Origin of the sequence: Pseudoalteromonas sp. SR45-1 (genome assembly GCF_014163655.1) — a bacterium.
Classification (GTDB): Bacteria; Pseudomonadota; Gammaproteobacteria; order Enterobacterales; family Alteromonadaceae; genus Pseudoalteromonas; species Pseudoalteromonas distincta.
In genome coordinates this window covers 88,431-110,082 of record NZ_JACJDR010000008.1, presented here as the reverse complement: position 1 = coordinate 110,082, position 21,652 = coordinate 88,431, and the positions used below count along the sequence as shown (strand labels likewise).

The 21,652-nt window shown below is 39.3% G+C and carries 21 protein-coding genes; all 21 read left to right on the top strand.

Annotated elements, in window-relative coordinates; genetic code table 11:
* Nucleotides 1-70: 70 nt before the first annotated feature.
* Complete coding sequence (locus H5089_RS10050) at nucleotides 71-994, top strand: hypothetical protein (RefSeq protein ID WP_024598058.1); 924 nt, start codon at nucleotides 71-73, stop codon at nucleotides 992-994.
* On the top strand, nucleotides 991-1,590 hold the full coding sequence (locus H5089_RS10045) for a PilN domain-containing protein (protein ID WP_024594795.1): 600 nt from the start codon (nucleotides 991-993) through the stop codon (nucleotides 1,588-1,590). The genes H5089_RS10050 and H5089_RS10045 overlap by 4 nt, the downstream gene beginning before the upstream one ends.
* Nucleotides 1,587-2,264 carry a hypothetical protein gene (locus tag H5089_RS10040; RefSeq protein ID WP_024598056.1) on the top strand — a complete coding sequence of 226 codons (678 nt, stop codon included), beginning with the start codon at nucleotides 1,587-1,589 and terminating at the stop codon, nucleotides 2,262-2,264. Before H5089_RS10045 ends, H5089_RS10040 begins: the two co-directional genes overlap by 4 nt.
* Nucleotides 2,242-2,568: an agglutinin biogenesis protein MshK gene (locus tag H5089_RS10035; protein ID WP_024594540.1), complete on the top strand. Its 327-nt coding sequence runs from the start codon at nucleotides 2,242-2,244 to the stop codon at nucleotides 2,566-2,568. Before H5089_RS10040 ends, H5089_RS10035 begins: the two co-directional genes overlap by 23 nt.
* On the top strand, nucleotides 2,552-4,210 hold the full coding sequence (gene mshL, locus H5089_RS10030) for a pilus (MSHA type) biogenesis protein MshL (protein ID WP_182712176.1): 1,659 nt from the start codon (nucleotides 2,552-2,554) through the stop codon (nucleotides 4,208-4,210). Before H5089_RS10035 ends, mshL begins: the two co-directional genes overlap by 17 nt.
* Nucleotides 4,211-4,212: 2 nt before the next feature.
* Nucleotides 4,213-5,115 carry an ExeA family protein gene (locus tag H5089_RS10025; protein ID WP_024598054.1) on the top strand — a complete coding sequence of 301 codons (903 nt, stop codon included), beginning with the start codon at nucleotides 4,213-4,215 and terminating at the stop codon, nucleotides 5,113-5,115.
* Nucleotides 5,112-6,254 (top strand): tetratricopeptide repeat protein, encoded by a 1,143-nt coding sequence (locus H5089_RS10020; RefSeq protein WP_182712137.1) that lies wholly within the window; start codon nucleotides 5,112-5,114, stop codon nucleotides 6,252-6,254. The genes H5089_RS10025 and H5089_RS10020 overlap by 4 nt, the downstream gene beginning before the upstream one ends.
* Nucleotides 6,251-7,978: a GspE/PulE family protein gene (locus H5089_RS10015; protein ID WP_182712136.1), complete on the top strand. Its 1,728-nt coding sequence runs from the start codon at nucleotides 6,251-6,253 to the stop codon at nucleotides 7,976-7,978. Before H5089_RS10020 ends, H5089_RS10015 begins: the two co-directional genes overlap by 4 nt.
* The gene (locus H5089_RS10010) at nucleotides 7,965-9,185 is read left to right on the top strand and encodes a type II secretion system F family protein (RefSeq protein ID WP_024594535.1); all 1,221 of its coding nucleotides are present in this window, start codon (nucleotides 7,965-7,967) and stop codon (nucleotides 9,183-9,185) included. The genes H5089_RS10015 and H5089_RS10010 overlap by 14 nt, the downstream gene beginning before the upstream one ends.
* Nucleotides 9,186-9,189: 4 nt before the next feature.
* A complete protein-coding gene (locus H5089_RS10005) occupies nucleotides 9,190-9,774 on the top strand; it encodes a prepilin-type N-terminal cleavage/methylation domain-containing protein (RefSeq protein ID WP_182712135.1) in 585 nt (194 codons plus the stop codon).
* 22 nt (nucleotides 9,775-9,796) lie between these two features.
* Nucleotides 9,797-10,339, top strand: coding sequence for a prepilin-type N-terminal cleavage/methylation domain-containing protein (locus H5089_RS10000; protein WP_024594534.1), 543 nt, complete (start codon nucleotides 9,797-9,799; stop codon nucleotides 10,337-10,339).
* An 8-nt stretch (nucleotides 10,340-10,347) separates the two neighbouring features.
* Nucleotides 10,348-10,839: a type II secretion system protein gene (locus tag H5089_RS09995; protein WP_182712134.1), complete on the top strand. Its 492-nt coding sequence runs from the start codon at nucleotides 10,348-10,350 to the stop codon at nucleotides 10,837-10,839.
* Entirely contained in the window at nucleotides 10,826-11,365 is a 540-nt protein-coding gene (locus tag H5089_RS09990; protein ID WP_182712133.1) for a prepilin-type N-terminal cleavage/methylation domain-containing protein, read from the top strand. Before H5089_RS09995 ends, H5089_RS09990 begins: the two co-directional genes overlap by 14 nt.
* Nucleotides 11,365-12,204, top strand: a complete 840-nt coding sequence (locus H5089_RS09985) for a type II secretion system protein J (protein WP_182712132.1) — start codon at nucleotides 11,365-11,367, stop codon at nucleotides 12,202-12,204. The genes H5089_RS09990 and H5089_RS09985 overlap by 1 nt, the downstream gene beginning before the upstream one ends.
* On the top strand, nucleotides 12,194-12,685 hold the full coding sequence (locus tag H5089_RS09980; RefSeq protein ID WP_182712131.1) for an agglutinin biogenesis protein MshP: 492 nt from the start codon (nucleotides 12,194-12,196) through the stop codon (nucleotides 12,683-12,685). Before H5089_RS09985 ends, H5089_RS09980 begins: the two co-directional genes overlap by 11 nt.
* A complete protein-coding gene (locus tag H5089_RS09975; RefSeq protein WP_182712130.1) occupies nucleotides 12,682-16,422 on the top strand; it encodes an H-type lectin domain-containing protein in 3,741 nt (1,246 codons plus the stop codon). Before H5089_RS09980 ends, H5089_RS09975 begins: the two co-directional genes overlap by 4 nt.
* Nucleotides 16,423-16,543: 121 nt before the next feature.
* Nucleotides 16,544-18,592 carry a formylglycine-generating enzyme family protein gene (locus H5089_RS09970; RefSeq protein WP_182671030.1) on the top strand — a complete coding sequence of 683 codons (2,049 nt, stop codon included), beginning with the start codon at nucleotides 16,544-16,546 and terminating at the stop codon, nucleotides 18,590-18,592.
* Nucleotides 18,593-18,725: 133 nt separating this feature from the next.
* The gene (locus H5089_RS09965) at nucleotides 18,726-19,769 is read left to right on the top strand and encodes a rod shape-determining protein (protein ID WP_002958401.1); all 1,044 of its coding nucleotides are present in this window, start codon (nucleotides 18,726-18,728) and stop codon (nucleotides 19,767-19,769) included.
* The gene (mreC, locus tag H5089_RS09960) at nucleotides 19,769-20,611 is read left to right on the top strand and encodes a rod shape-determining protein MreC (protein WP_173400216.1); all 843 of its coding nucleotides are present in this window, start codon (nucleotides 19,769-19,771) and stop codon (nucleotides 20,609-20,611) included. The genes H5089_RS09965 and mreC overlap by 1 nt, the downstream gene beginning before the upstream one ends.
* Nucleotides 20,604-21,083, top strand: coding sequence for a rod shape-determining protein MreD (gene mreD, locus H5089_RS09955; protein WP_002958403.1), 480 nt, complete (start codon nucleotides 20,604-20,606; stop codon nucleotides 21,081-21,083). The genes mreC and mreD overlap by 8 nt, the downstream gene beginning before the upstream one ends.
* Nucleotides 21,083-21,652: a nucleoside triphosphate pyrophosphatase gene (locus H5089_RS09950; protein WP_182712129.1), complete on the top strand. Its 570-nt coding sequence runs from the start codon at nucleotides 21,083-21,085 to the stop codon at nucleotides 21,650-21,652. Before mreD ends, H5089_RS09950 begins: the two co-directional genes overlap by 1 nt.

Sequence of the window (21,652 nt, the reverse complement as noted above, 5' to 3'; positions counted from 1 at the left end):
GGTTTTCAATTTGGCAAAGTAGTTAAAATGTACGACACTTATTTCATACTCAATTAACAATAGTAGCTATATGAAAGAAAAGCTGTTTTCATGGTTAAATCGTAGTTTAGATCCAAATACAGCTATTGGTGTTGCAACTTACGCAGATACTGTTAACGCGGTATGTTTAAAAAAACAACGCGACCAATGGATGGTTCACAGTTCTCACAGTGTAAATGTGTCTGAGCAAACCGATTATACCGCTGCAATTGTTGCTTGTACAAATGAGGTGTCTACTGATATTTGTGCAGTTAATTTAGTCATACCGCACTACTTTTATCAAATAGTGCAAATGGATAAACCAAACCTTAGTGATGAAGAAATCATTCAGTCGCTGCCTTGGACTACAAAAGATTTAGTTGATATAGCTTCTGAAAACATTGTAGCTGACTTTATCGATTATCCAATAACGTTACCAATGCAAAGCAGCAAAATGAATGTATTTATTACCAATAAGCTGCAGCTACTTCCGTTTATAGACAGTTTTGAACAAACTAAACCAGTTTTGCGTGCAATGACCTCTGAAGAAATGGTTTTAGTAACTTTATTTGGCTCATACAAAGAGGCGCATATGCTGATTGTGCAGCATGCTAATCATGAACCTCGAATCTTAATTATTCGTGATGGACAATTAGTATTAGCTAGGCGATTAAATGGTTTTTTAGGTATTTCAGACAAGGATCAAAACCAAGAACTAGTAGAGGCGTTAGGGTTAGAAATTCAGCGTTCGATGGACTTTTTTGAAAGCCAGCTCAAGCAACCGCCAATTCGCAGCATACAGCTACAGTGCGATGATTTATCTTCATTAACTCTTAGAGCCGGTCTTGCAGAGTTTTTACAAGTAAAAGTTGTAGATTTTGCGCCTAACTTAGAATTAGCGCAGCAATTAGAGCCAAACTTTTATTATGCGCTCGGAGCAGCCTATCAATTAACAGATCCGGAGTCTGTGCTATGAAAACCCGGATTAATTTTTATCAAAAAACCTTACGAGTACGGCGAGACCCAGTCCCTTTATCGGGAATGATTACACTGTGGTTAGGTGCGCTATTAATTATTGCAATCACGTGGGCTTTTTACAGTTATAAAACTTATTCAAGTGAGCTTGATTTAGAACAAAAAAAGAAATATCTCAAACAAGGAAAAGCTCAGTTAGAAGTTGTAAAACAGCAGCTAGCAGAGAAGCAAAATAAAACAATTTTTATTAATGAGCTAAAAACACTTCAGCAAGAGGTTTTGCATAAGCAGCAAATATTTAGTTATTTAGAGCAAAGCTCAGATCAATCCGCAACCGACTATGCGCAGGTTATGCAAGATTTAGCCAAGTATCACGAGCCTAATATCTGGCTTACCCATATTAAATTTGTAGGGCAAAGTGTCACGTTTCAAGGGCAAGTATCGCAGTCAAAATTTTTACCTATGTGGTTTAATAATTTAAAGCAGTCACCTTTTTTTATTGATAAAGAATTTTCAGTTTTAGAACTGTCAACAAAAGATGGTCTGAGTGAATTTAATGTGGCGACCGACCTTGCTGATAAAGGCGCTAAACCATGAACAACAAGAAAGACAAAGGTTGGCCTATTTGGGCAAAGTATCGAGCTCAATTTGCATCGCTGCAAAAGCGTGAGAAGTATTCCACTGTATTTGTAGGCTTATTCATGGTGATTTACCTCGGCCTGTGGTTTGTTATTTTTCCACAGCAAGATGAAGTTGCTCATATTCGCTCTGAACAAAATGCAGCATTGCAGGAGTTACAGCAGATAAATGCGCAACTCTCCATGTTAAATCAAGCACTAAACTACGACTACACTAAGGTTTTACGCAGTCAAATTGCACAAACCAGAGATGAGTTAGCAGAAATAAATAATCAACTTAATAGTTTTAGCCAAGGCTTTGTAGCGGCTAAAAATGTACCTGCCGTTTTAAAAGATTTGCTCGTAGATAGTAGCGACGTAAAAGTGAGTAGCTTTAATGTCAAACCAGCACAGGCTATCGATGTAGAAAAACTAGGTGAACATGATACGCAAACATTATTTTTTGAGCATCAGATGGTCGTTACTTTAGAAGGTAGCTACTTTAGCTTACAAAAATATTTAGCCGCATTAAAAAATAATCAAGATAAGTTATTAATACAGGAGTTTAGTTATCAGGTACTAGAGTACCCTCAAGCTGAATTAACTTTACAAATTGCTACAGTGAGCGCTAATGAAAAATTTATCGCATTATAATTTATGTTTTTTATTACTTCTGTTCACTTTCGCACCCAGTGCATTAGCGCAATTACGCGATCCTACTCAACCAAATATGTATGTAAATAACAACAAGAGTGTAACTCAAAATACAGAACTTAAATTGCAATCTATTATTAAAAACAGTACAGCATTTAAGGCCATTATTTCAGGCCATATTTATCGAGTCGGTGATGCTGTAGACGATTTTCGGGTGCTAAGCATTAACTCAAAACAGGTTGTGTTAGCAAATGATGATAAACAAATAAAATTAGAATTATATGACTATGAAATTAAAAAATAATTTATCTCATCCGTGGCTTGTTCTTCTATTGTTACCTACATTTTTAACTGCGTGCCATAGCTTTAAACCAGGTAAAGAGATTAAAACGCATATAGAGCAAGAGCTAGCAGAAAAACCAACAAAGCCTAAAGTAATTGCGCCTTTACAAATGCCAAGCGAACTCACACAAAGCTTGTTGTCATCAATAAATAATGAGCAAACTATAAGTGATGATTTATCTATAAAGCGTTTTGATGTAGCCGCTAATGACGTTGAAATAGGCGCCTTTTTTGCAGGCTTAACAGACGATACGCCTTTTAGTGTTGCTGTGCATCCTGAGGTAAATGGCACAATTAGTTTAAATCTTAAAAGCGTTACTTTTAATGAAGTCATTGCTGTTATTAAGCGTATGTATCCTTTAGATATTGTTAATGAAGGACGAATAGTACAAGTACTGCCAGCCAAAATGCGCACAGAAACAATACCTGTAAATTATTTAATGATGCAGCGCCATGGTCAGTCTACAGTGAGTGTGGTTGCTGGTGGGGTTAGTCAATTTGCACAAAGTGGCAGTAGTTCGAATGGTTCAAGTTCAGGTAGTAGTAACCAGCAAAATAATGAGTTTGGCGGCGATAATCAAAGCTTAGATTTAAACGGTTCTCGAATCCAAACAATTAATAAAAATGACTTTTGGAAAGAATTAGAAGTCGCCCTTAAGTCTTTAATTGGCGCAAGCGATGGGCGCTATGTTGTTGCAAGCCCACAAGCTAGTTTGGTAACCGTAAATGCATTACCAAGCGAAATTAGTCAGCTAAAAGAGTTTTTGCGTCAAAGCCAAGAAAACCTGCAACGCCAAGTTATTCTAGAAGCAAAAATAATAGAAGTAACTTTAAAAGATGAGTACCAACAGGGAGTTAACTGGGAGCGTATAGCGAGTGGTTTAGAAGGCGGTATTTCGTTTGCTACAACAGCGGGTTCTACTATTAGTAATAGTATTTCAGCCGCAATTGGTGGAGCGTCATCGCTAACCATTCAAAAAGGAGACTTTAACGGGGTTATTAATTTGCTTGAAACGCAAGGTGATGTGCAAATGCTATCTAACCCTCGAGTTACCGCTACAAACAATCAAAAAGCAGTTATAAAAGTAGGGCAAGACGAATATTTTGTTACTAATGTATCAAGTACGACGGTAACGGGTACTGCTACAACGACCTCGCCTGAAATTGATTTAACGCCGTTCTTTTCTGGTATTGCCCTTGATGTAACGCCGCAAATTGACAAGTACGGCTCAGTTATTTTGCATGTTCACCCTTCAGTAACTGAAACAGAAGAGCAGCTAAAAGTAATTACATTAGACGATCAACGTTTTGAGTTGCCTCTAGCACAAAGTAACATTCGAGAATCAGATACTGTTATTCGCGCTCAAAGTGGCGAAATAGTGGTTATTGGTGGTTTGATGCAAACATCAACTCAGGATGAAGAATCAAAAACCCCCGTGTTGGGTGATATCCCACTATTTGGCAATTTATTTAAAAGTATTCGTAAACGCCAAGAGAAAAAAGAACTGATTATTTTAATCAAACCAACGGTTGTTATGCCAGATACTTGGAAAAAACAACAAGGTGAAAGCCGTCAGCTTTTAAAAACATGGTATGAAAACTAACTATGTATTTAAGCTTTTTTAATTTAAGTGAAATGCCTTTCACGTTAACCCCTAACACAGAGTTTTTTTGTGCACTTGAACCGCACCATGAAGCGATGCAAGTGTTAACAACAGCTATTGAAATGGGTGAAGGGTTTATTAAAGTCACTGGTGAAGTTGGGACTGGTAAAACGCTACTTTGTAGAAAGCTATTAAACCAACTTGAGCCAGATTACATTGTGGCTTATTTACCTAACTCTTATTTAAGCCCAGAAGAGCTTAGATGGGCGATTGCCATTGAGCTGGGTATGGATGTAGATAAAGCATTAGATCAGCAAGCACTAGGGCAGCTTATAAATCATCACTTACTCGACTTACAAGAAGATAATGAGCGTGTAGTGCTCTTGATAGATGAGGCGCAATGCTTGAGTTGGGAGACTCTAGAGGCGCTGAGATTATTTACAAACTTAGAAACAGAAAGTGAAAAACTAATTCAAGTTGTGTTATTTGGGCAACCTGAACTTGATGAAAAGCTGGCAAACAACAAAGTAAGGCAATTACGCCAACGTATCAGTTTTTCGTATAAATTACGGGCGATGACTGGCGCTGAGGTTGTTTATTATATTAATCACCGCTTACAAGTTGCAGGGTTTAATAGGCCTCCTTTATTTAATAATAGTATGGGGCTCAAAATTGCTAGAGCTAGCCGTGGAATTCCTAGGTTAGTTAATATTTTATGCCACAAAGCACTATTACAAGCTTACGGTGAAGGGTTAAATATAATAACAAATCGCCATATTCAACTTGCCATAAAAGATACCGAAGACTGCGCAAAGTATCGAACCGGACAATATTGGAGCTACAGTGCTTTAATGTTTAGTGTTTTAGCTATTGCTGCCATATGGGTATGGAGGCAGTTGTTATGAGCGTTATAAATAATATGCTTAAAAATATTGAGCAACGAGAAGCTAAACAAGTAAGTATTCAAGAAGGTATAAGTTTAAAGCCGATATATGATGTAAAAAATATTGCATTTAAAGCCGTAATTTTACTTATTATGCTAAGTGTCATTTTTTTAGCATACCTATATTTACCGACCGCCGACAAAAAAGAGACTCAACGTGAGTCTGTGTTACCACAGCAAAAAATGGTCGCGGTTATAACCTCTAATTTATCTGACTCCCAAGATGAAAAAAGCACTGCAGAACCTATGGTTGAGCAAGAAGCTGTGAAGGCAGTTATACCAATTGAGCAGATAAAACCAAAAGTGGATGATTTAGCTGAACCCAAGTCGAGTGAAGCTACATTATTGGTTTCTCAGCCAGTAGTTGGGCCGGTTGTAATTGCCGATGTTAAACAAAGCTCTGCACTAGCTAATAATAAAGAGTTAACCGCAAGCGAAGTTACTGTGAGTAAGCCAAAAATTACGCCAATGACTAAAGCTAAGCCTCAAAATACTATGATTAAAAGCGTGGCAGAAGCTAAGTCGCCACAGGCTTTATTGATTGAGCAATTAGCCGCTGCTAAACAAGCAATACAGTTTGGCTTATACAATGAAGCCATTAGTGATTTAAATATTATTTTAGCGCAATTGCCTTTGCACGTTGAAGCTCGAAATTTACTCGCTGCAACTTACTTTAAACAACAAGATATAAATTCTGCGCAACAGGTTTTGCAAGCAGGTATTCGCCAAAACCCTAACGTACTTGAATGGCGTGTAATGCTAAGCAAAATACTCATTATGCAACAACAGTATGAAGGAGTATTGCTGCTTTTAAGTGATGAATTTGAGGCTCAAGCGAATCTTGATTTTTGGGTGCTACAAGGTACTGCTGCGCAAAGTGCGAGTAAGCACCATAAAGCACTTGAAAGCTTTAAACATCTTACACAACTACAGCCTAGTCAAGCTAAGTGGTGGCTGGCACTTGCAACCTCAAAAGATGCATTAGGAGAGTACCTCGATGCTAAACAGCTTTACAAAGTGGCTCTAGATTTAGGTGGATTAAATACAGCTATGACGCAGCATGCATTACAGCGTTTAGTTGCGCTAAAGGAGGCCGTATGAGACCTAGTTTAAAAATGCGCTTAGGGGACTTACTTGTTCATGAGCACATGATCACCGAAGCGCAACTAAGCGAAGCGCTAAACGTTCAAGCTGCGACGGGTCGTAAATTAGGTTCGACGCTTATTACACTTGAGTTTATTAGTGAACCACAACTATTACGTTTTTTAGCGCAGCAATTACAAGTACCTTTTTTAGATATATCACAGCGAAAAATATCAGCTGATGTATCTAAGCTTTTATCTGAGGTTTATGCACGTCGCTACAGAGCATTAGTAATTGAAGACAATGGTGACTCTGTTTTAGTCGGGATGAGCGATCCTGCTGATCTAAGGGGGCTTGATCAACTTGCAACTATGCTTGCTCCTAAACGAATAGATTTAGCTGTTGTACAAGAAAGTCAAATAATGGCTGCGTTTGACAACGTATATCGTCGTACAGATGAAATTACTAACTTTGCAGCACAACTCCATGAAGAATATCAAGACGTAGAAGAGTTTGATTTAAACTCTTTAGGTGATGAAACATCTGATGCAACCGTTGTAAAGCTACTGCAATCAATATTTGAAGATGCTGTGCAAGTTCGCGCATCTGATATTCACATTGAGCCTGATGAAGGTTTGCTTCGCATTCGTCAACGTGTAGATGGCATATTACAAGAGCACACTCTTAACCAAGTAAAAATAGCATCGGCACTCGTGCTACGTTTAAAGCTTATGTCGGGATTAGATATATCTGAAAAACGCCTCCCTCAGGATGGTCGCTTTAATATAAAAGTGCGCAGCCATAGTATTGATGTGCGCCTATCTACTATGCCCGTTCAGCATGGCGAATCAGTTGTAATGCGTTTGCTTGATCAATCAGCCGGATTATTATCGTTAGATGAGACAGGCATGCCAGTACACATATTAAAACGTGTACGCAGCATTATAAAACGTCCGCATGGCATGGTTTTAGTTACTGGGCCAACAGGCTCGGGTAAAACAACCACACTATACGGTGCATTAAGTGAGTTAAACCAACAAGAAAGTAAAATTATTACAGTAGAGGATCCCGTTGAGTATCGTATTGGCCGTATTAACCAGGTACAAATAAATAATAAAATAGGGCTGAGCTTTGCAAGTATTTTACGGACCGCTCTAAGGCAAGATCCTGACATTATAATGGTTGGCGAAATGCGTGACCAAGAAACCGTAGATATTGGATTAAGGGCCGCTTTAACAGGCCACCTCGTACTATCAACGTTACATACCAATGATGCAATTACCAGTGCTATGCGTTTAATCGACATGGGGGCACCGGCTTACTTAGTGGCAAGTTCACTGCGCGCGATTATTGCTCAGCGATTAGTAAGACGAGTATGTAATGACTGCAGAGTAACGTACTTGCCAGATCGCCAAGAATTAAGTTGGTTAAAATATTTAGGCGAAGAGATTACAGATGCTCAATTTTCTAAAGGGCAAGGTTGCACCGCATGTAATCACAGTGGCTATAAAGGGCGTGTAGGTATTTTTGAGTTACTCGAAATGGATGATGCAATGATGGATGCATTACGAGTTAACGACACGCAAGGTTTTGCAAAAGCCGCTAAAAATAGCGCGAATTTTTCGCCGCTCTCAACAATGGCATTAAACTATGCTAAGCAAGGTGTTACCTCTTTAGATGAAGTATTTAAAGTGGCTGAATATATCCCAGAAATAGTAGGGGATATTGATGCAACTATATAGCTACAAAGCTAAAGACAGCAAAGGTATGTTGGTTAAAGGGCAATTAGAAGCGAGTAACCAAGCTGGCGTAGCTGATAGTTTAATGAAGCGTCAATTTATACCAATATCAATCTCTTTAGTTGAAACAAAAAATAACATCAAAATTTTTGATAATTTATTTGTCGAAAAAATAACGCTAGACGACATGATTATGTTTTCTAGGCAAATGTATTCGCTATTAAAAGCAGGTATACCAATTATACGAGCAATGGTTGGGTTGGCAGAAACAACACAAAATAAAAAATTTAAAAATGTACTAATAGAAGTTACCAAGCAGCTCGAACAAGGCCGCGACTTATCCAGTGCAATGGCGATACATAACGAGGTATTTAGCCGTTTAACAGTATCCATGGTAATGGTTGGTGAAGGCTCTGGACGATTAGAAGATGCGTTTTATCAACTCGCTATTTATTTTGAGAAAGAACAAGAAACCCGAAAGCGTATAAAAGCAGCTATGCGCTACCCTACTTTTGTTATTTTGGCTCTAGTAGCGGCTATGATTATTTTGAATATTTTTGTTATTCCTACCTTTGCCAGTATGTTCGAAAAATTTGATGCCGAATTGCCATTAATGACTCAAATATTAATTGGCACTAGCAGCTTTTTTGTTAACTACTGGTGGTTATTATTGGTGATGGTTATTGGTTCTGTTTTTGCTTGGAGGCGTTATTTAAATACAGAGCCTGGACGCTTTAAGTGGGATCAATATAAATTAAAAATTCCATTTATTGGGGATATTTTAAAACGGACATTGCTTGCGCGCTACAGTCAAAGTTTAGCTATGGTATTGCGCTCCGGTGTGCCTATGACCACTGGTTTATCACTAACAGCGCATGCCGTAGATAACAGCTATATGGAAAAAGCGATTATTACTATGCGCCAAGATATAGAAAAGGGCGATAGTTTACTCAGAGCCTCAAAAAGTTCTCAGCTGTTTTCTCAGCTTGTATTACAGATGGTGGCGGTAGGTGAAGAAACGGGCCGGGTTGATGAGCTCTTACAAGAGGCTGCTGATTATTATGAGCGTGAAGTTGATTACGACTTACGGAGCTTAACTGCAAAAATAGAACCTATTTTAACTGTGTTTGTTGCCATTATGGTGCTGATTTTAGCGTTGGGTATTTTTATGCCGATGTGGAACATGATGTCCGCGATTAAAGGTAATTAACCAAGTGATTGCATCAAAGGCTTACTCAAAAGGTTTCTCATTATTTGAGTTAGTTATTGTTGTGATTTTACTGGCAGTAATTTTGAGCTTTGCTATACCTCAATATATAGGTATTAAAAATCAAGCGCATAATGCAAGCGTTGACGCTATAGCAGGTAGTTTCTCATCGGCCGTTGGCATGGTTAGGGGTCAATGGGAATTAGAAGGAAGACCAAGCAGTAGGTCAAACAAAACATTTGTTAATTATGGAGGTGTAATAGTTGGTATTGATGGATCGTTAGGTACACCAACAAGTGATGAAACAGAAAAAAAAGATACTCGTGCAGAAGCTATAAATGCGAATAAATGCCGCCAAGTTTTAAATATAATTTTACAAGATGCACCCAGTAGTACGTTAAGTAATGAAATATCAAGAATAAAAAGTGTAAGTTTTTTAGTTATGTACAATGCAGAAAGTACGCAATGCGACTACTATTTAACTCATACCATTGATATTAAAAGTATACCTACCAATACGGGTGAAATATCAGGTTTAACAGGTTTTTCATACTTTGCTAAAACAGGCAAAGTAAAAATATTTAAAAATTAAGTAATTAAAAAGAGGCTTACTTATGAAAACGCAATCGTTAAAAAGTTTACCAATGAATAAACAAGCAGGTTTTACACTTGTTGAATTGATCATCGTAATTGTTATTTTAGGCATTTTAGCTGTTACCGCAGCACCTCGCTTTTTAAACTTGCAAGGTGATGCCAATGCTTCAACACTTGAAGGCTTACAAGGGTCGATTCGCAGTGGTATGAATATTGTGAATGGCAAATCTATTATTGCTAGTGATCACAAAAAGGATGAGGCTACAGTTACAGTAGATACTGGTGTAGCAGTACCTACTGTTTATGGTTATCCAGCAGCAACAGAAGAAGCCTTTGAAGCATTTTTAGATGTCAACTTTGCAGATGGAACACCAAATGCAATTGATTCAGCTGATTTCAATTTATTTGTAAACGATACAACAGTAACTATTTTTCCTAATAGTTACACTGTGGATGCAACTACTGTTGATGATTGTCGAATTGAATACACGCAAGCTACTGCGACGACAGGCCCTGTAGTTGTAACTCCTCCAGTGATTACACTTGTTACTACGGGTTGTTAATTACATAAATGATAAGCAGTAGTAAGCAACGATTGCGTGGCTTCACACTCATTGAGTTAATTATTACTCTAGTGATATTGGGAATACTGTCGGTAACGGCAGTTCCCAAATTTCTGGGCAGCTCAACAGAAGACGCCTATTCGTATCGAGATCGTACTTTAAATGCACTGAGAACAGTGCAGCTACGTGCAATGCAAAATACAGCCATTTCAAGTTGTCATACCCTTTATATTACCTCCACACTTATTGCTCCCTCCACACCCGATACATGTACCGGTGGAGCAGATACCAATAACACCGATCATTTAGTGGTACAAATAAACACGCAAAGAAGTGATATAACATTTAGTGCTTTAGATAGTAACGAGAATATATTCACCCAAATTAGTTTTGATCCTTTAGGCAAATCAAATCAAACCTGCACTACGCAGTGTCGAATAGATGTTGGATTAGCTGGTGTATGCATAAGTGGAGAAGGGCTAATATATGCGTGCCCCTAAAGTAAAAGGTTTTACTTTAATTGAGCTTATTATTGGCATAGTTATGTTTGCTATTGCATTGAGCATTATTACAGCTTTAATTGCCCCACAAGCCAAAAAAAGTGCAGAGCCGATTGTGGCTTTAAGAGCCTCTGAATTTGGCCAATCACTAATGAACGAAATTCAAAGTAAATCATTTGATGAACACAGCGACAGAAGCTCTCCTTTTAAGCGGTGTGGCGAAATATCTATAGGTGCTGAGGCTTGTACCGCACCTGCTGACTTCGGAGTAGATAACTCAGAAACCAGAACCAGTTATAACGATGTAGATGACTATATTGCACTGTCTAACCAGCCTATTACTAATAGCTTAGGTGAGGTGTTAAGCGAGTACAGCGACTTTAATTTAGTTGTTACTGTTGAGTACGATAGCGACTTTAACGAATCGACCACCAACGATGGCACAACCTTTAAGCGTATTACTATTGAAGTAACATCACCCTTAGGCGAAGTTTACGGATTTAGTGCATATAAAGGGAATTACTAATGCAAAGAGCTAAATACCAAAATGCATTTACCCTTATAGAACTATTACTTGTCATGGTTATTATTGGTATTTTAGCCGTAAGTGCATTTTCATTTATTGGTGCTGGGGTCAGTATTTACTCACAAGGTGTTGAACGCCAAGAAGCAGTAGCCCAGGCCCGCTTTTTAATAACGCGACTTAGTAAAGAACTTCGCCACGCTACACCAAATTCGTTAAGGCTTTCTTGCGATAACAGCACTAGCGGAGCGTGCATTGCTCAGCAGTGCTTAGAATTTACGCCGTTTTTATCGGCGACTCACTATACAAATTACCTACCTACCGTAGCGCCTTTTAATGTTAGCGCTGTTGATTTTGAACTTAATAATTTAACGCAGCCGCAAGCTGGAGATTGGGCAACTATTTACCCATTAAGCAGTGCTGATATATATGATGAAAATAATAGTAAGCGCTTGCAAGTATCAGCATTTAATAGTTCAGCGAGCGAAATTGATGAGTGGCAATTTAGTAAAGCATTTGCCCAAGAGTCGCCGAGTAAACGCCTTTATTTACTCTCTCAACCGGTAAGTTTTTGCGTTGAAGGGCAGTATTTATATAGATATACCAATTACGGTTTTATTGTTAATCAATTAGATGCCGTGAGCTTACAAATAAGCAGTGGTGTTAAACGTGATTTATTAGGTATTTACATTGCCAATAATTTAGCGAGCGATTTATTTTTTACTCTTGATGCGCTCTCCCTACAAAGAAACGCTGTGCTTAATGTGAATGCGCAAATGCAATTTAACAATACTGAAGTAATGAATTTTAACCATGAGGTGCATATTCCTAATGTACCTTAAAAAAAATCATCACGGAAAAGCCTTACCCAGTAAACAAAAAGGGAACTTAATAATTGTTTCTTTGGTAATTATTGTTGCTTTATTAGCACTAGGGTTAGCATTAGTTAAAGTGCTTTCTGGTGCATCACAACAAAATACGATTGAGTATTATGGGGCTCGCGCTTTTATGGCAGCACAAAGTGGATTAGAAAGTGGTTTAACGCAACTCTTTCCAATAAATAGCTCAGTGCAAAGCTGTGCATCAGTTACAACTAATTTAACCTTTCAAACTGCATATTTAGCTAACTGTAAAGTAGTGGTAAGTTGCAATGAATATATAGACCTACCAGATAGCAGTACAACAAACGGGCTTGTAAATATATATTACTTACAAAGCAGTGCAACGTGCGCCGCAATTGATTGCCCTGCAGGAAATGATTGCAGAAAGGATTATTGGCAAACACAAAGAACGCTCAGTGTGGAGGCTAAAACCTTACCATGATAAAAAATGTATTGGTCACTATATTTTTTAGCTGCGTGTTACTTTGTAATCACGCAAATGCAGTGCCTCCAAAAATCGAGGGCCGTTATATAGAGCTGCAAGATACATACACATCGCCTGTTTGGACAAAAGTAAATTTTCAACAGCAATATATAACGCCTCCTGCTGTCTTTATGCTCTCAACAAACCAAGGTGGAAACCCTGCAATAATAAGAATACGTAATATAACCACAACTAGCTTTGAGGCCTTACCGCTTGAACCTTCAGGAGAAGATGGTGGACATATTAGTATGGGGGCGCACTATTTAGCTGTTGAGTATGGTGTGCATCAATTTCCAGACGGCACAATTATGGAAGTGGGCAGTACAGACTTATTACTCGAATTACAGTATGGCTCTAAGTCTGGCTTTGCTCCACTGACACCTAAAGGCTATAAGTCTTTAACATTTGCTGAACCGTTTACTCAAAGGCCAAACTTTTTCCATTCGTTACAAACACTCAATAGCATAGACAGCAATCCACCTTCTGAGGCATTAATTCCGTTTTTAACAGTTGCAGTAGAAAGTAATTCTCTATCTGCCAGCGGCGTTAATATTGCTTTAGAGGCATCTGAAACAGCACTTGGGATCATAAAAAACGAAACTGTTGCTTACATGGCAGTGGAGCCAGGAAGTAACCGCACATTTACTGACGATAATGGCGTTGAGGTATCGTGGGAAACTTTTTTCACAGGCTTTGAAATTGACGGTTGGAGCGATGGCTGTAATTACTTTAGTTTTACTAATAACTTTAGTGTGGCTCCTTTGGTGGTTGCAAGTAAAAACTCACGCCAAGAAGATGATGGCGGGTGGCTACGCAGCTGTAACCTAAGGACTGACAGGCTAGGACTTGTTGTTGACGAAGATCGTGATGGCGATAACGAGCGCCGTCACGTAAACGAGGAAGCATCAATACTCGCCATGACCAGTACCTTTGTGTTTAACGGTGATATTTTAGATTGTGATACCTTGTTCCCTGGCGCTATTTCTACTTATAACAATGGTGAAGTACAGCTGGTGCAGGGGGTAGAAATAACCGATGGTAATGCGCAGTTTGTCACCACCACAAATTTAATTTCTACAGCGCTGACGAGCCCTCCTTTGTGTAATGGTCAGGCGTGTGTTGCTGGTGGTTATAACTCTTTAGAACCGAATCAAGCGGCGCAGGTGCCAACGGTTACAAATGATGGTAGCTCAACAGGGCCCGTACCTACTTCTTTAGCTGGCGACTATTATTACGATGAGTTGCAATTAAGTATGCTGGAAACAGAGTACAGAGTAACAGCGCCTACACGTATATTTTTAAAAGACACAACCTCACTATTATCAACTTCATTTTTGAATATAGGTAAAACAAGTATAGTGGTCGAAACCGGCGCGTATTTAGCTATTTATGTTGATGGTGCGGTTGCTATTGCAGCCGATGCAAATATTGCGGGCTATATTGTTGCCACTGGTGAGGTAAGAATCGCTCAAAATGTGACGTATCAGGGATCAATTACATCGGCTACTCAAATTATTACCGAAGGGAGCTCAACGTTTGACGCTCTACCAGTACCCGAAAGTATCCCTGGTTTTTGTGGTATTTATACACCAGAAACACTGGATCATTATCGTTTAACAATAAGCGATAACAATGCTCTAACGTGTGAAGCTAAAGAAATGACACTAACAGCCTGCGCTAATGATGCCTGCGACTTATTATTTGCGGAACCCTCTAGTTTAAACCTTTCTCCAGATAATAGTGGTCAGCAAAGTTGGGTTACAGGGGAGAATATTAATTTTACAGGCTCAACAACTGTTGAGTTTGCTAAACGTACAACTGGTAGCGTTACATTTGGATATAACACTGCTGATCCTTCTGCACCTCTTCGTTGTTATATCGGTGGTAATAATGTTGGTTTGAGTGGCTGTAAAGTTACGTTTTCTGATGCTGGATTTATTTTTAATAATGATACAGATGGAAATACTACAATTCCTACTCAGTTATCAGCAAAGCCTTCAAATACTGGATTTAATGCAAAAGCGCTATCTATTCAAGCGGTAAAAACAAATACCACTACGGGCGTATGCGAAGCTGCATTTCCCGCTGGTGGTGATGTAAGCTTAGATTTATCGTATACATGCAGTGCTGGTGCAAGTTGTTCTGATACGGTTTCACTTAGTAACAACAATAATACCTTTGCGGTCGAGCAAGCAGCTAAATCGTTCACGCTAAACTTTGATAGTGAGTCTAAAGCACCGATTGTTATAAATTATCCCGATGCAGGAAAGTTGAGTTTAAATGTAAACACCAATTTAATTTTAGACCCAGTCACTAATTTATCAGTAAATTTAACGGGTAGTTCAAATGAGTATGTTGTAAAGCCATTCGGATTAGCGATGGAAATTGCAAGTGATGGTTATGCAGCAGACGCTGATGGAAGTTTATTTAGATTAACTGGCGAAGCATTTGATTTAAAGATGAATGCGGTGCAATGGCAAACAGGGCAAGACACTAACAACGATGGTTACCCAGATAACTACAGCAATATAATAAATAATACCATTGCCAAGCACTTTATTACAGAGCAACCACTTGTAGAGGCATTACTTAAAGCGCCTACGCCAGGCGTTCAAGGTACGCTTGAAGCGATGAGCACTGTTGCCTTTAGTGACACAGGCAGTTTGAGTGAATCTATATCGCAGTATAATTACGACCAAGTTGGCATCATTGATTTAACAGCAGGTCTGCAAGATGCCGATTACTTTGGCGCGGGAGATGTAAAAGGTGAATTATATAATATTGGTCGTTTTGCACCTTCGCAGTTTCAGGTAGTGGGGGTTCAAGCTGCCGCACAATGCACGCAATACGGCAGTAATTTAACTTACCTTGATCAACCTTTTGAACTTGGCTTTACAGTACAAGCGCTAAATCAAAATGGTGAGCTAATGGCTAATTATAAAGAGGGCTTTGATAAGTCCAGTGTAGAGGTTAATGCCGAAAATAATGAAGTAGCTAACTATGTACCCGCAACTAATTTTGCTAGCCGATTAGTAAACCTAGGAAATAATAACTGGGGAGATATAAGTGACGGCCAGTGGCAAATGAGCCAACTTAACACGACACTCGAAAGATTAGGTGTAGGGCAAGCAGATGGACCGTTTGCTATGGTGAGTTTAATGGTAACGCTTTCTAACATAGAAGGAGCAACGCTCATTGATGCAAATGATAAACCTAATACACAAGCAGCATGCTCGGGTGGCTGTAATAGCGTAAGACTAAATACATTACCAATAGAGTTTAAATTTGGACGCTTAGTCCTTGGTAATAACGCAGGCTCCGATCTCGACCCTTTACTTATTCCTATGCAGGCTCAGTATTACAACGGCAGTGGATTTGTAAATAACGCAGAAGATAACTGTAGTGTATTTGATCATACCCAAATCACTCAAATATCACCTAACAGCCCGCAATTAGCCTACGAATATGGAACGGGTGTATCTGGCCAGTTAGAGGCGGGAGTGTATCCGGCAAACAATGGTATTTATGCGCAGCCAAATGGTTTGGGTGAATTTACCTTAGAATATAATACTTATGATTGGTTAAAGTGGGATTGGCAGGGGGATGAAACACAGCTTGATCCTCGTACTATTTTACAATTTGGACGCTTTCGAGGAAATGATCGGGTTATTTACTGGCGTGAAACACGCGAATAGTTGTAAACTAAGATAATAATTGAACAAAGCTTGTGTTTTGTGCTGCAAGTACATAGCATAAGGCTTTAATTATAAAAAATAATAACGACCAAATAATTGCCGCTTTTTGGGACTGGAATATATGCGAATTACTCCTTTATCTCTGTTAATTTCAGCTAGTTTGTTAGCTAGTAGTGCATTTGCACAAGACACAGCTACAGTAACTGGAATTGAGTCAGAGATTAGTGTTAAACAGACAGAATACGATAACTCGACAAGAATACTTGAAAAACATCTTAAAGAAGAAAGTCAGTTACAAAATCAACTAGAGCTACTTCGTTCTCGTTCTACAGAGCTAGATAAAGAAAAAAACCAAGCGCTCGATGCGATGAACGAAATGTACCGTCGTTTAATTGACGATCCCACTATTAATATTAGTGCGGCTCAATCACGCTATCAAAAAGCGGTGATTGATCATAAGCAAAACAAAGATGATATTTCTATGCAGTTGGCGGCAATTGCATCCCACCGTAAAGATATAGAGCAAATTCGTGTTGCTAAGCATACGCTTTTAAATACTTTAGAAAGTTTAAAAGAGCAGTTAACTACAGCCAGAGTAGAGCGTTTACGTAACGAGTTTACACGTGAAGGCACGCTTGAAGTTAACCATACGATTAACTGTAAGCGAACAGAAACGCTAGCGGCGTGTGAGCAACGCGGTCAGCAAATGGGGTTACAAAAAGCAACTAAACGCTTTGTAGATCAAATATTTGCAAACTTAACAGAAGAGCGCATTGTTGAGCCAAAACGTAATTTGGCGGGCGCTCAAGTACAAATATTAAGTAGCCATGTAGTTAACAGTGCATTTAGCGGCCAAGGTAACTACAACGTTAACTTAAGCGTAACCATGCGCGGCGAAGTAAACAGTAGCCGTTTATGTAGCTTATTAAGCATTGATAACCGTTATTGTTCTGAGTACGGCACGCCACTTACTGCTGCTTATCAACCCGCGTATAACAATACATTTACTGATAGTCAGTTAACATTCAGTAATAGCGCGGATAATAGTAACACGGTGTCGGTTTCTCGTTTAGAAAAGCAGCCAGTACGTGATTATTCAGTTAAACCTGCATCGGCGAAAAAAGATTACCCTTCTATCCTTAATAAGAAGAAGGATCAATCAATAGAGCTGACATTACGATCAAACGTATACGACGATGAAGTGTTTATCGATGGTGTAAGCTTTGGCTCAACACGCTTGATCACACGTTTACCGCCGGGTATTCACAACATTGAAATACGTAAACTTGGCTATAAGCCTTATCAAGTTCGTGTTGATTTGAATAAAGCACAAACAATTAATGCAAATTTGGTAAAAAAGCCTAAGTCGATTGCTGCACCGACCTATACTCGAGAGCAACCAGAAGTAACAACACGCCAGGTTAGTGAAAACGTTAATGTATTAAATGCAAACGTTGAAACGCCGGTTGTCGTTATTCCTGCAGGCAAATTTAAAATGGGCGATATCAATGGCAATGGTTTAGCTAATGAACGTCCAGTAATTGAAAAAGTAATAGCAAACTCTTTCGCTATGCAAAGTAAAGAAGTAACCGTAGGTGCCTACGAAAAATTTGTAGCAAATACAGGTTATAAAACTCAAGCGGAAAAAAATAAAGGGTGTGCGTATTATTTAAATGGCGAACCAGTATGGGAAGCAAATTTAAATTGGCGTAATCCTGGTTTTGAGCAAGGCAGTGACTTTCCTGCTGTATGTTTAACTTATAACGATGCAAAAGCTTACGCTGAGTGGTTATCGGGTCAAACAGGACAGCAATTTCGTTTACCTAACGAAGTTGAGTGGGAATACGCAGCACGTGCAGGAACCGAAACAGAATACCCTTGGGGTAACGAAATTGGTAAAAACCTAGCTAACTGTGGTTGGTGTGGTAGTGAATGGTCAAACAGACGTGCATCACCAGTAGGTTCTTTTTCTCCAAATGCATTTGGATTATACGATACCGTAGGCAATGTATGGGAATGGACCGATAAAGAATCAGGTGAGTCTGATGTAGCAGTAAGAGGCGGAGCGTGGAATTTTGCACCAAGCCTTGCTCGTGCATCTACGCGTTTAATTTTAGCGCCTGATTTTAGATCTAACTACATTGGTTTTCGCTTAGTTCGCGAACGATAAACTCAATTAAGGAAGCTTTGCTTCCTTTTTTCACAAATTCACAAAGGCGCTGCGCTTTATATTGCTCATATAGTTGAGCATGTTAAAGTGAGGCAGCTAATATAAGAACGTATTTCAAAGGTCATCCAGCCTCATGTTTAAAAAACTCCGTGGTATTTTTTCTAACGATCTATCGATCGACTTGGGTACAGCCAATACCCTAATTTATGTAAAAGAAGAAGGTATTGTATTAAACGAACCTTCTGTTGTTGCTATTCGCCAAGAACGCGCTGGTGGACCTAAAAGTGTTGCATCTGTAGGTACAGAAGCAAAACAAATGCTAGGCCGTACACCGGGAAATATTAAAGCAATCCGTCCAATGAAAGACGGTGTAATCGCTGATTTTTATGTAACTGAAAAAATGTTACAACACTTCATTAAGCAAGTGCATAACAATAACTTTATGCGCCCAAGTCCGCGTGTACTAATCTGTGTACCGTGTGGTGCTACTCAAGTAGAAAAACGTGCAATACGTGAATCTGCAATGGGTGCGGGTGCTCGTGAAGTTTACTTAATTGAAGAACCAATGGCAGCAGCTATTGGCGCAGGTTTACCAGTATCAGAAGCAACAGGTTCTATGGTTGTTGATATTGGTGGTGGTACAACTGAAGTGGCTATTATTTCACTTAACGGTGTTGTTTACTCATCATCTGTTCGTATTGGTGGTGATAAGTTTGACGAAGCTATTATTAATTATGTACGTCGTAACTTTGGTAGCTTAATTGGTGAAGCGACAGCTGAAAATATTAAGCATCAAATTGGCTCTGCGTTCAAAACTGATGAGCCAATCGAAATTGAAGTGCGCGGTCGTAACCTTGCCGAAGGTGTTCCGCGTTCATTCACGCTTAACTCACACGAAATCCTAGAAGCTCTACAAGAGCCGTTAATGGGTATTGTGAGTGCAGTAATGGTTGCGCTTGAGCAATCACCACCTGAGCTGGCATCAGATATCTCTGCGCACGGCATGGTACTTACTGGCGGTGGTGCATTGTTAAAAGATTTAGACCGTTTATTAATGGAAGAAACGGGTATTCCGGTTGTTGTAGCTGATGATCCACTTACGTGTGTTGCGCGTGGTGGAGGTAAAGCATTAGAAATGATCGATGTTCATGGTGGTGACGTTTTTAGTTACGACTAATGAAATTAATGTTTGGACGCACAGTCTCTTTGCAACTGCGACTTTTTGTCGCAGTGCTTTTGAGTATCGTACTCATAGTTGGAGACAGATATACGCAAGGTGGTACCGTTGTTCGTACCAGCCTTAATACTCTAGTTAGCCCACTAATCTATGTTGCTAATTTACCCTACGAATTATTTAGCTTAAGTGCTAAAAGCCTGCATACGCGGGATCAACTTCTTACTGAAAACGAAGCGCTGAAAAAAAAGCAAATGCTACAAAGCGAGCAACTTCAGCAGTATCAATTTCTAGCCAGAGAAAATCAAAAACTGCGTGCCTTATTAGGCTCATCTGCAAAGCAATCAAATCGTAAAATAATTGCTCAAGTACTTTCTGTACATTCAAACCCGTATAGTCATCAGGTTGTTATTAACCGTGGTACAACTGACGGGCTTAGTGAAGGCCAAGCTGTAATTGATGAAATGGGTGTAGTAGGGCAGCTTACAAAGGTTGGTTCAACAACTTCACGCGTGCTACTAATGACCGACACCACACATGCCACACCTGTGCGTATACTTCGTAACGATGTACGAACGGTTGTAGAAGGCATAGGTAAAATTAACGTCGTTAAGCTCTCTCACGTTCCACACAGTTTAGATGTGCGAATTGGCGATGTACTTGTTACATCGGGTTTAGGGGGCACATTCCCTGAAGGATACCCGGTGGCAGTAGTAACTGAAATAAATCGTGATGAAGGGCGACCGTTTGCACAAGTTTTTGCAGAACCTATTGCGCAACTAGATCGCATTCGCTTGCTGGTTATTTTATGGCGTAATCAACAGGAGCAAATCAGCGATGATTAACCGTTATTCATTGTTAATTGCGCTAAGCATCTTTTTTGCGTTAATAATGGCACTAATGCCACTTCCATTTTCGTTTGAGCCATTTAGACCTGACTGGGTTTTACTTGTACTTATGTATTGGTCGCTAGCAGTACCGCATCGTTTAAATATTGGTACTGCTTGGGTTGTTGGTTTATTAATAGATTTAGCGTCTGGCTCACCGCTGGGCGTGAACTCGCTTACATTCTCGGTATGTATTTTTGTAACCGCGAGCAACTTTCAAAAAATTCGTAACTTTTCGCTTTGGCAACAAAGCCTACTAATTGGTTTATTTTTAACGCTGTATCACTTAATGCAGTTTTGGCTAAATCACTTTTTGTTAGGGGTTTATTTTAATCCACAGTACTTATGGCCAGTAGCAACCGGAATGGTTAGCTGGTTTTGGGTCTTTTTACTACTTCGTAAATATCGCAGACATTTTAGGATCAGGTAATGACTACCGCAGTATATTTGGCATCAGCCTCTCCCCGTCGTAAAGAGTTATTAAGCCAATTAGGTGTCGAATTTACACAATTTAGTGTTGATGCAGATGAAAGCCCACTTCCAAACGAGCAACCTATAGCACTTGTTGAGCGTTTAGCGCGCTTGAAAGCCCAAAGCGGTGTAGAGCTTGGATATACCGATCGCCCTGTACTTGGTAGTGATACCGTGGTTGTTATAGACAACGAGTCATTGGGTAAACCTCGCGATAAAAACGATTTTACACACACGTTAAAACGCCTATCGGGTAACACGCATCAAGTTCTTACCGCAGTTGCATTTGCGACGCAAAATGATGTGCTTAGCTGTGTTGTAAGCACAGATGTTACTTTTAAAACCTTAACAGATGAAGAAATTAATGCTTATTGGGAGTCAGGTGAGCCACAAGATAAAGCCGGTGGCTACGGTATCCAAGGTTTAGGCGGCCGCTTTGTAACTCACATTGCGGGTAGCTATTTTTCTGTTGTAGGCTTACCTTTATATGAAACCGAACAATTACTAAAAACATTCTTAAGAAGGTAA

What these genes read in the sequence shown, in the direction of transcription:
- H5089_RS10050 (WP_024598058.1), top strand. Translation starts at nt 71, where the DNA reads ATGAAAGAAAAGCTGTTTTCATGGTTAAATCGTAGTTTAGATCCAAAT.
- H5089_RS10045 (WP_024594795.1), top strand. Translation starts at nt 991, where the DNA reads ATGAAAACCCGGATTAATTTTTATCAAAAAACCTTACGAGTACGGCGA.
- H5089_RS10040 (WP_024598056.1), top strand. Translation starts at nt 1,587, where the DNA reads ATGAACAACAAGAAAGACAAAGGTTGGCCTATTTGGGCAAAGTATCGA.
- H5089_RS10035 (WP_024594540.1), top strand. Translation starts at nt 2,242, where the DNA reads ATGAAAAATTTATCGCATTATAATTTATGTTTTTTATTACTTCTGTTC.
- mshL (WP_182712176.1), top strand. Translation starts at nt 2,552, where the DNA reads ATGAAATTAAAAAATAATTTATCTCATCCGTGGCTTGTTCTTCTATTG.
- H5089_RS10025 (WP_024598054.1), top strand. Translation starts at nt 4,213, where the DNA reads ATGTATTTAAGCTTTTTTAATTTAAGTGAAATGCCTTTCACGTTAACC.
- H5089_RS10020 (WP_182712137.1), top strand. Translation starts at nt 5,112, where the DNA reads ATGAGCGTTATAAATAATATGCTTAAAAATATTGAGCAACGAGAAGCT.
- H5089_RS10015 (WP_182712136.1), top strand. Translation starts at nt 6,251, where the DNA reads ATGAGACCTAGTTTAAAAATGCGCTTAGGGGACTTACTTGTTCATGAG.
- H5089_RS10010 (WP_024594535.1), top strand. Translation starts at nt 7,965, where the DNA reads ATGCAACTATATAGCTACAAAGCTAAAGACAGCAAAGGTATGTTGGTT.
- H5089_RS10000 (WP_024594534.1), top strand. Translation starts at nt 9,797, where the DNA reads ATGAAAACGCAATCGTTAAAAAGTTTACCAATGAATAAACAAGCAGGT.
- H5089_RS09995 (WP_182712134.1), top strand. Translation starts at nt 10,348, where the DNA reads ATGATAAGCAGTAGTAAGCAACGATTGCGTGGCTTCACACTCATTGAG.
- H5089_RS09990 (WP_182712133.1), top strand. Translation starts at nt 10,826, where the DNA reads ATGCGTGCCCCTAAAGTAAAAGGTTTTACTTTAATTGAGCTTATTATT.
- H5089_RS09985 (WP_182712132.1), top strand. Translation starts at nt 11,365, where the DNA reads ATGCAAAGAGCTAAATACCAAAATGCATTTACCCTTATAGAACTATTA.
- H5089_RS09980 (WP_182712131.1), top strand. Translation starts at nt 12,194, where the DNA reads ATGTACCTTAAAAAAAATCATCACGGAAAAGCCTTACCCAGTAAACAA.
- H5089_RS09975 (WP_182712130.1), top strand. Translation starts at nt 12,682, where the DNA reads ATGATAAAAAATGTATTGGTCACTATATTTTTTAGCTGCGTGTTACTT.
- H5089_RS09970 (WP_182671030.1), top strand. Translation starts at nt 16,544, where the DNA reads ATGCGAATTACTCCTTTATCTCTGTTAATTTCAGCTAGTTTGTTAGCT.
- H5089_RS09965 (WP_002958401.1), top strand. Translation starts at nt 18,726, where the DNA reads ATGTTTAAAAAACTCCGTGGTATTTTTTCTAACGATCTATCGATCGAC.
- mreC (WP_173400216.1), top strand. Translation starts at nt 19,769, where the DNA reads ATGAAATTAATGTTTGGACGCACAGTCTCTTTGCAACTGCGACTTTTT.
- mreD (WP_002958403.1), top strand. Translation starts at nt 20,604, where the DNA reads ATGATTAACCGTTATTCATTGTTAATTGCGCTAAGCATCTTTTTTGCG.
- H5089_RS09950 (WP_182712129.1), top strand. Translation starts at nt 21,083, where the DNA reads ATGACTACCGCAGTATATTTGGCATCAGCCTCTCCCCGTCGTAAAGAG.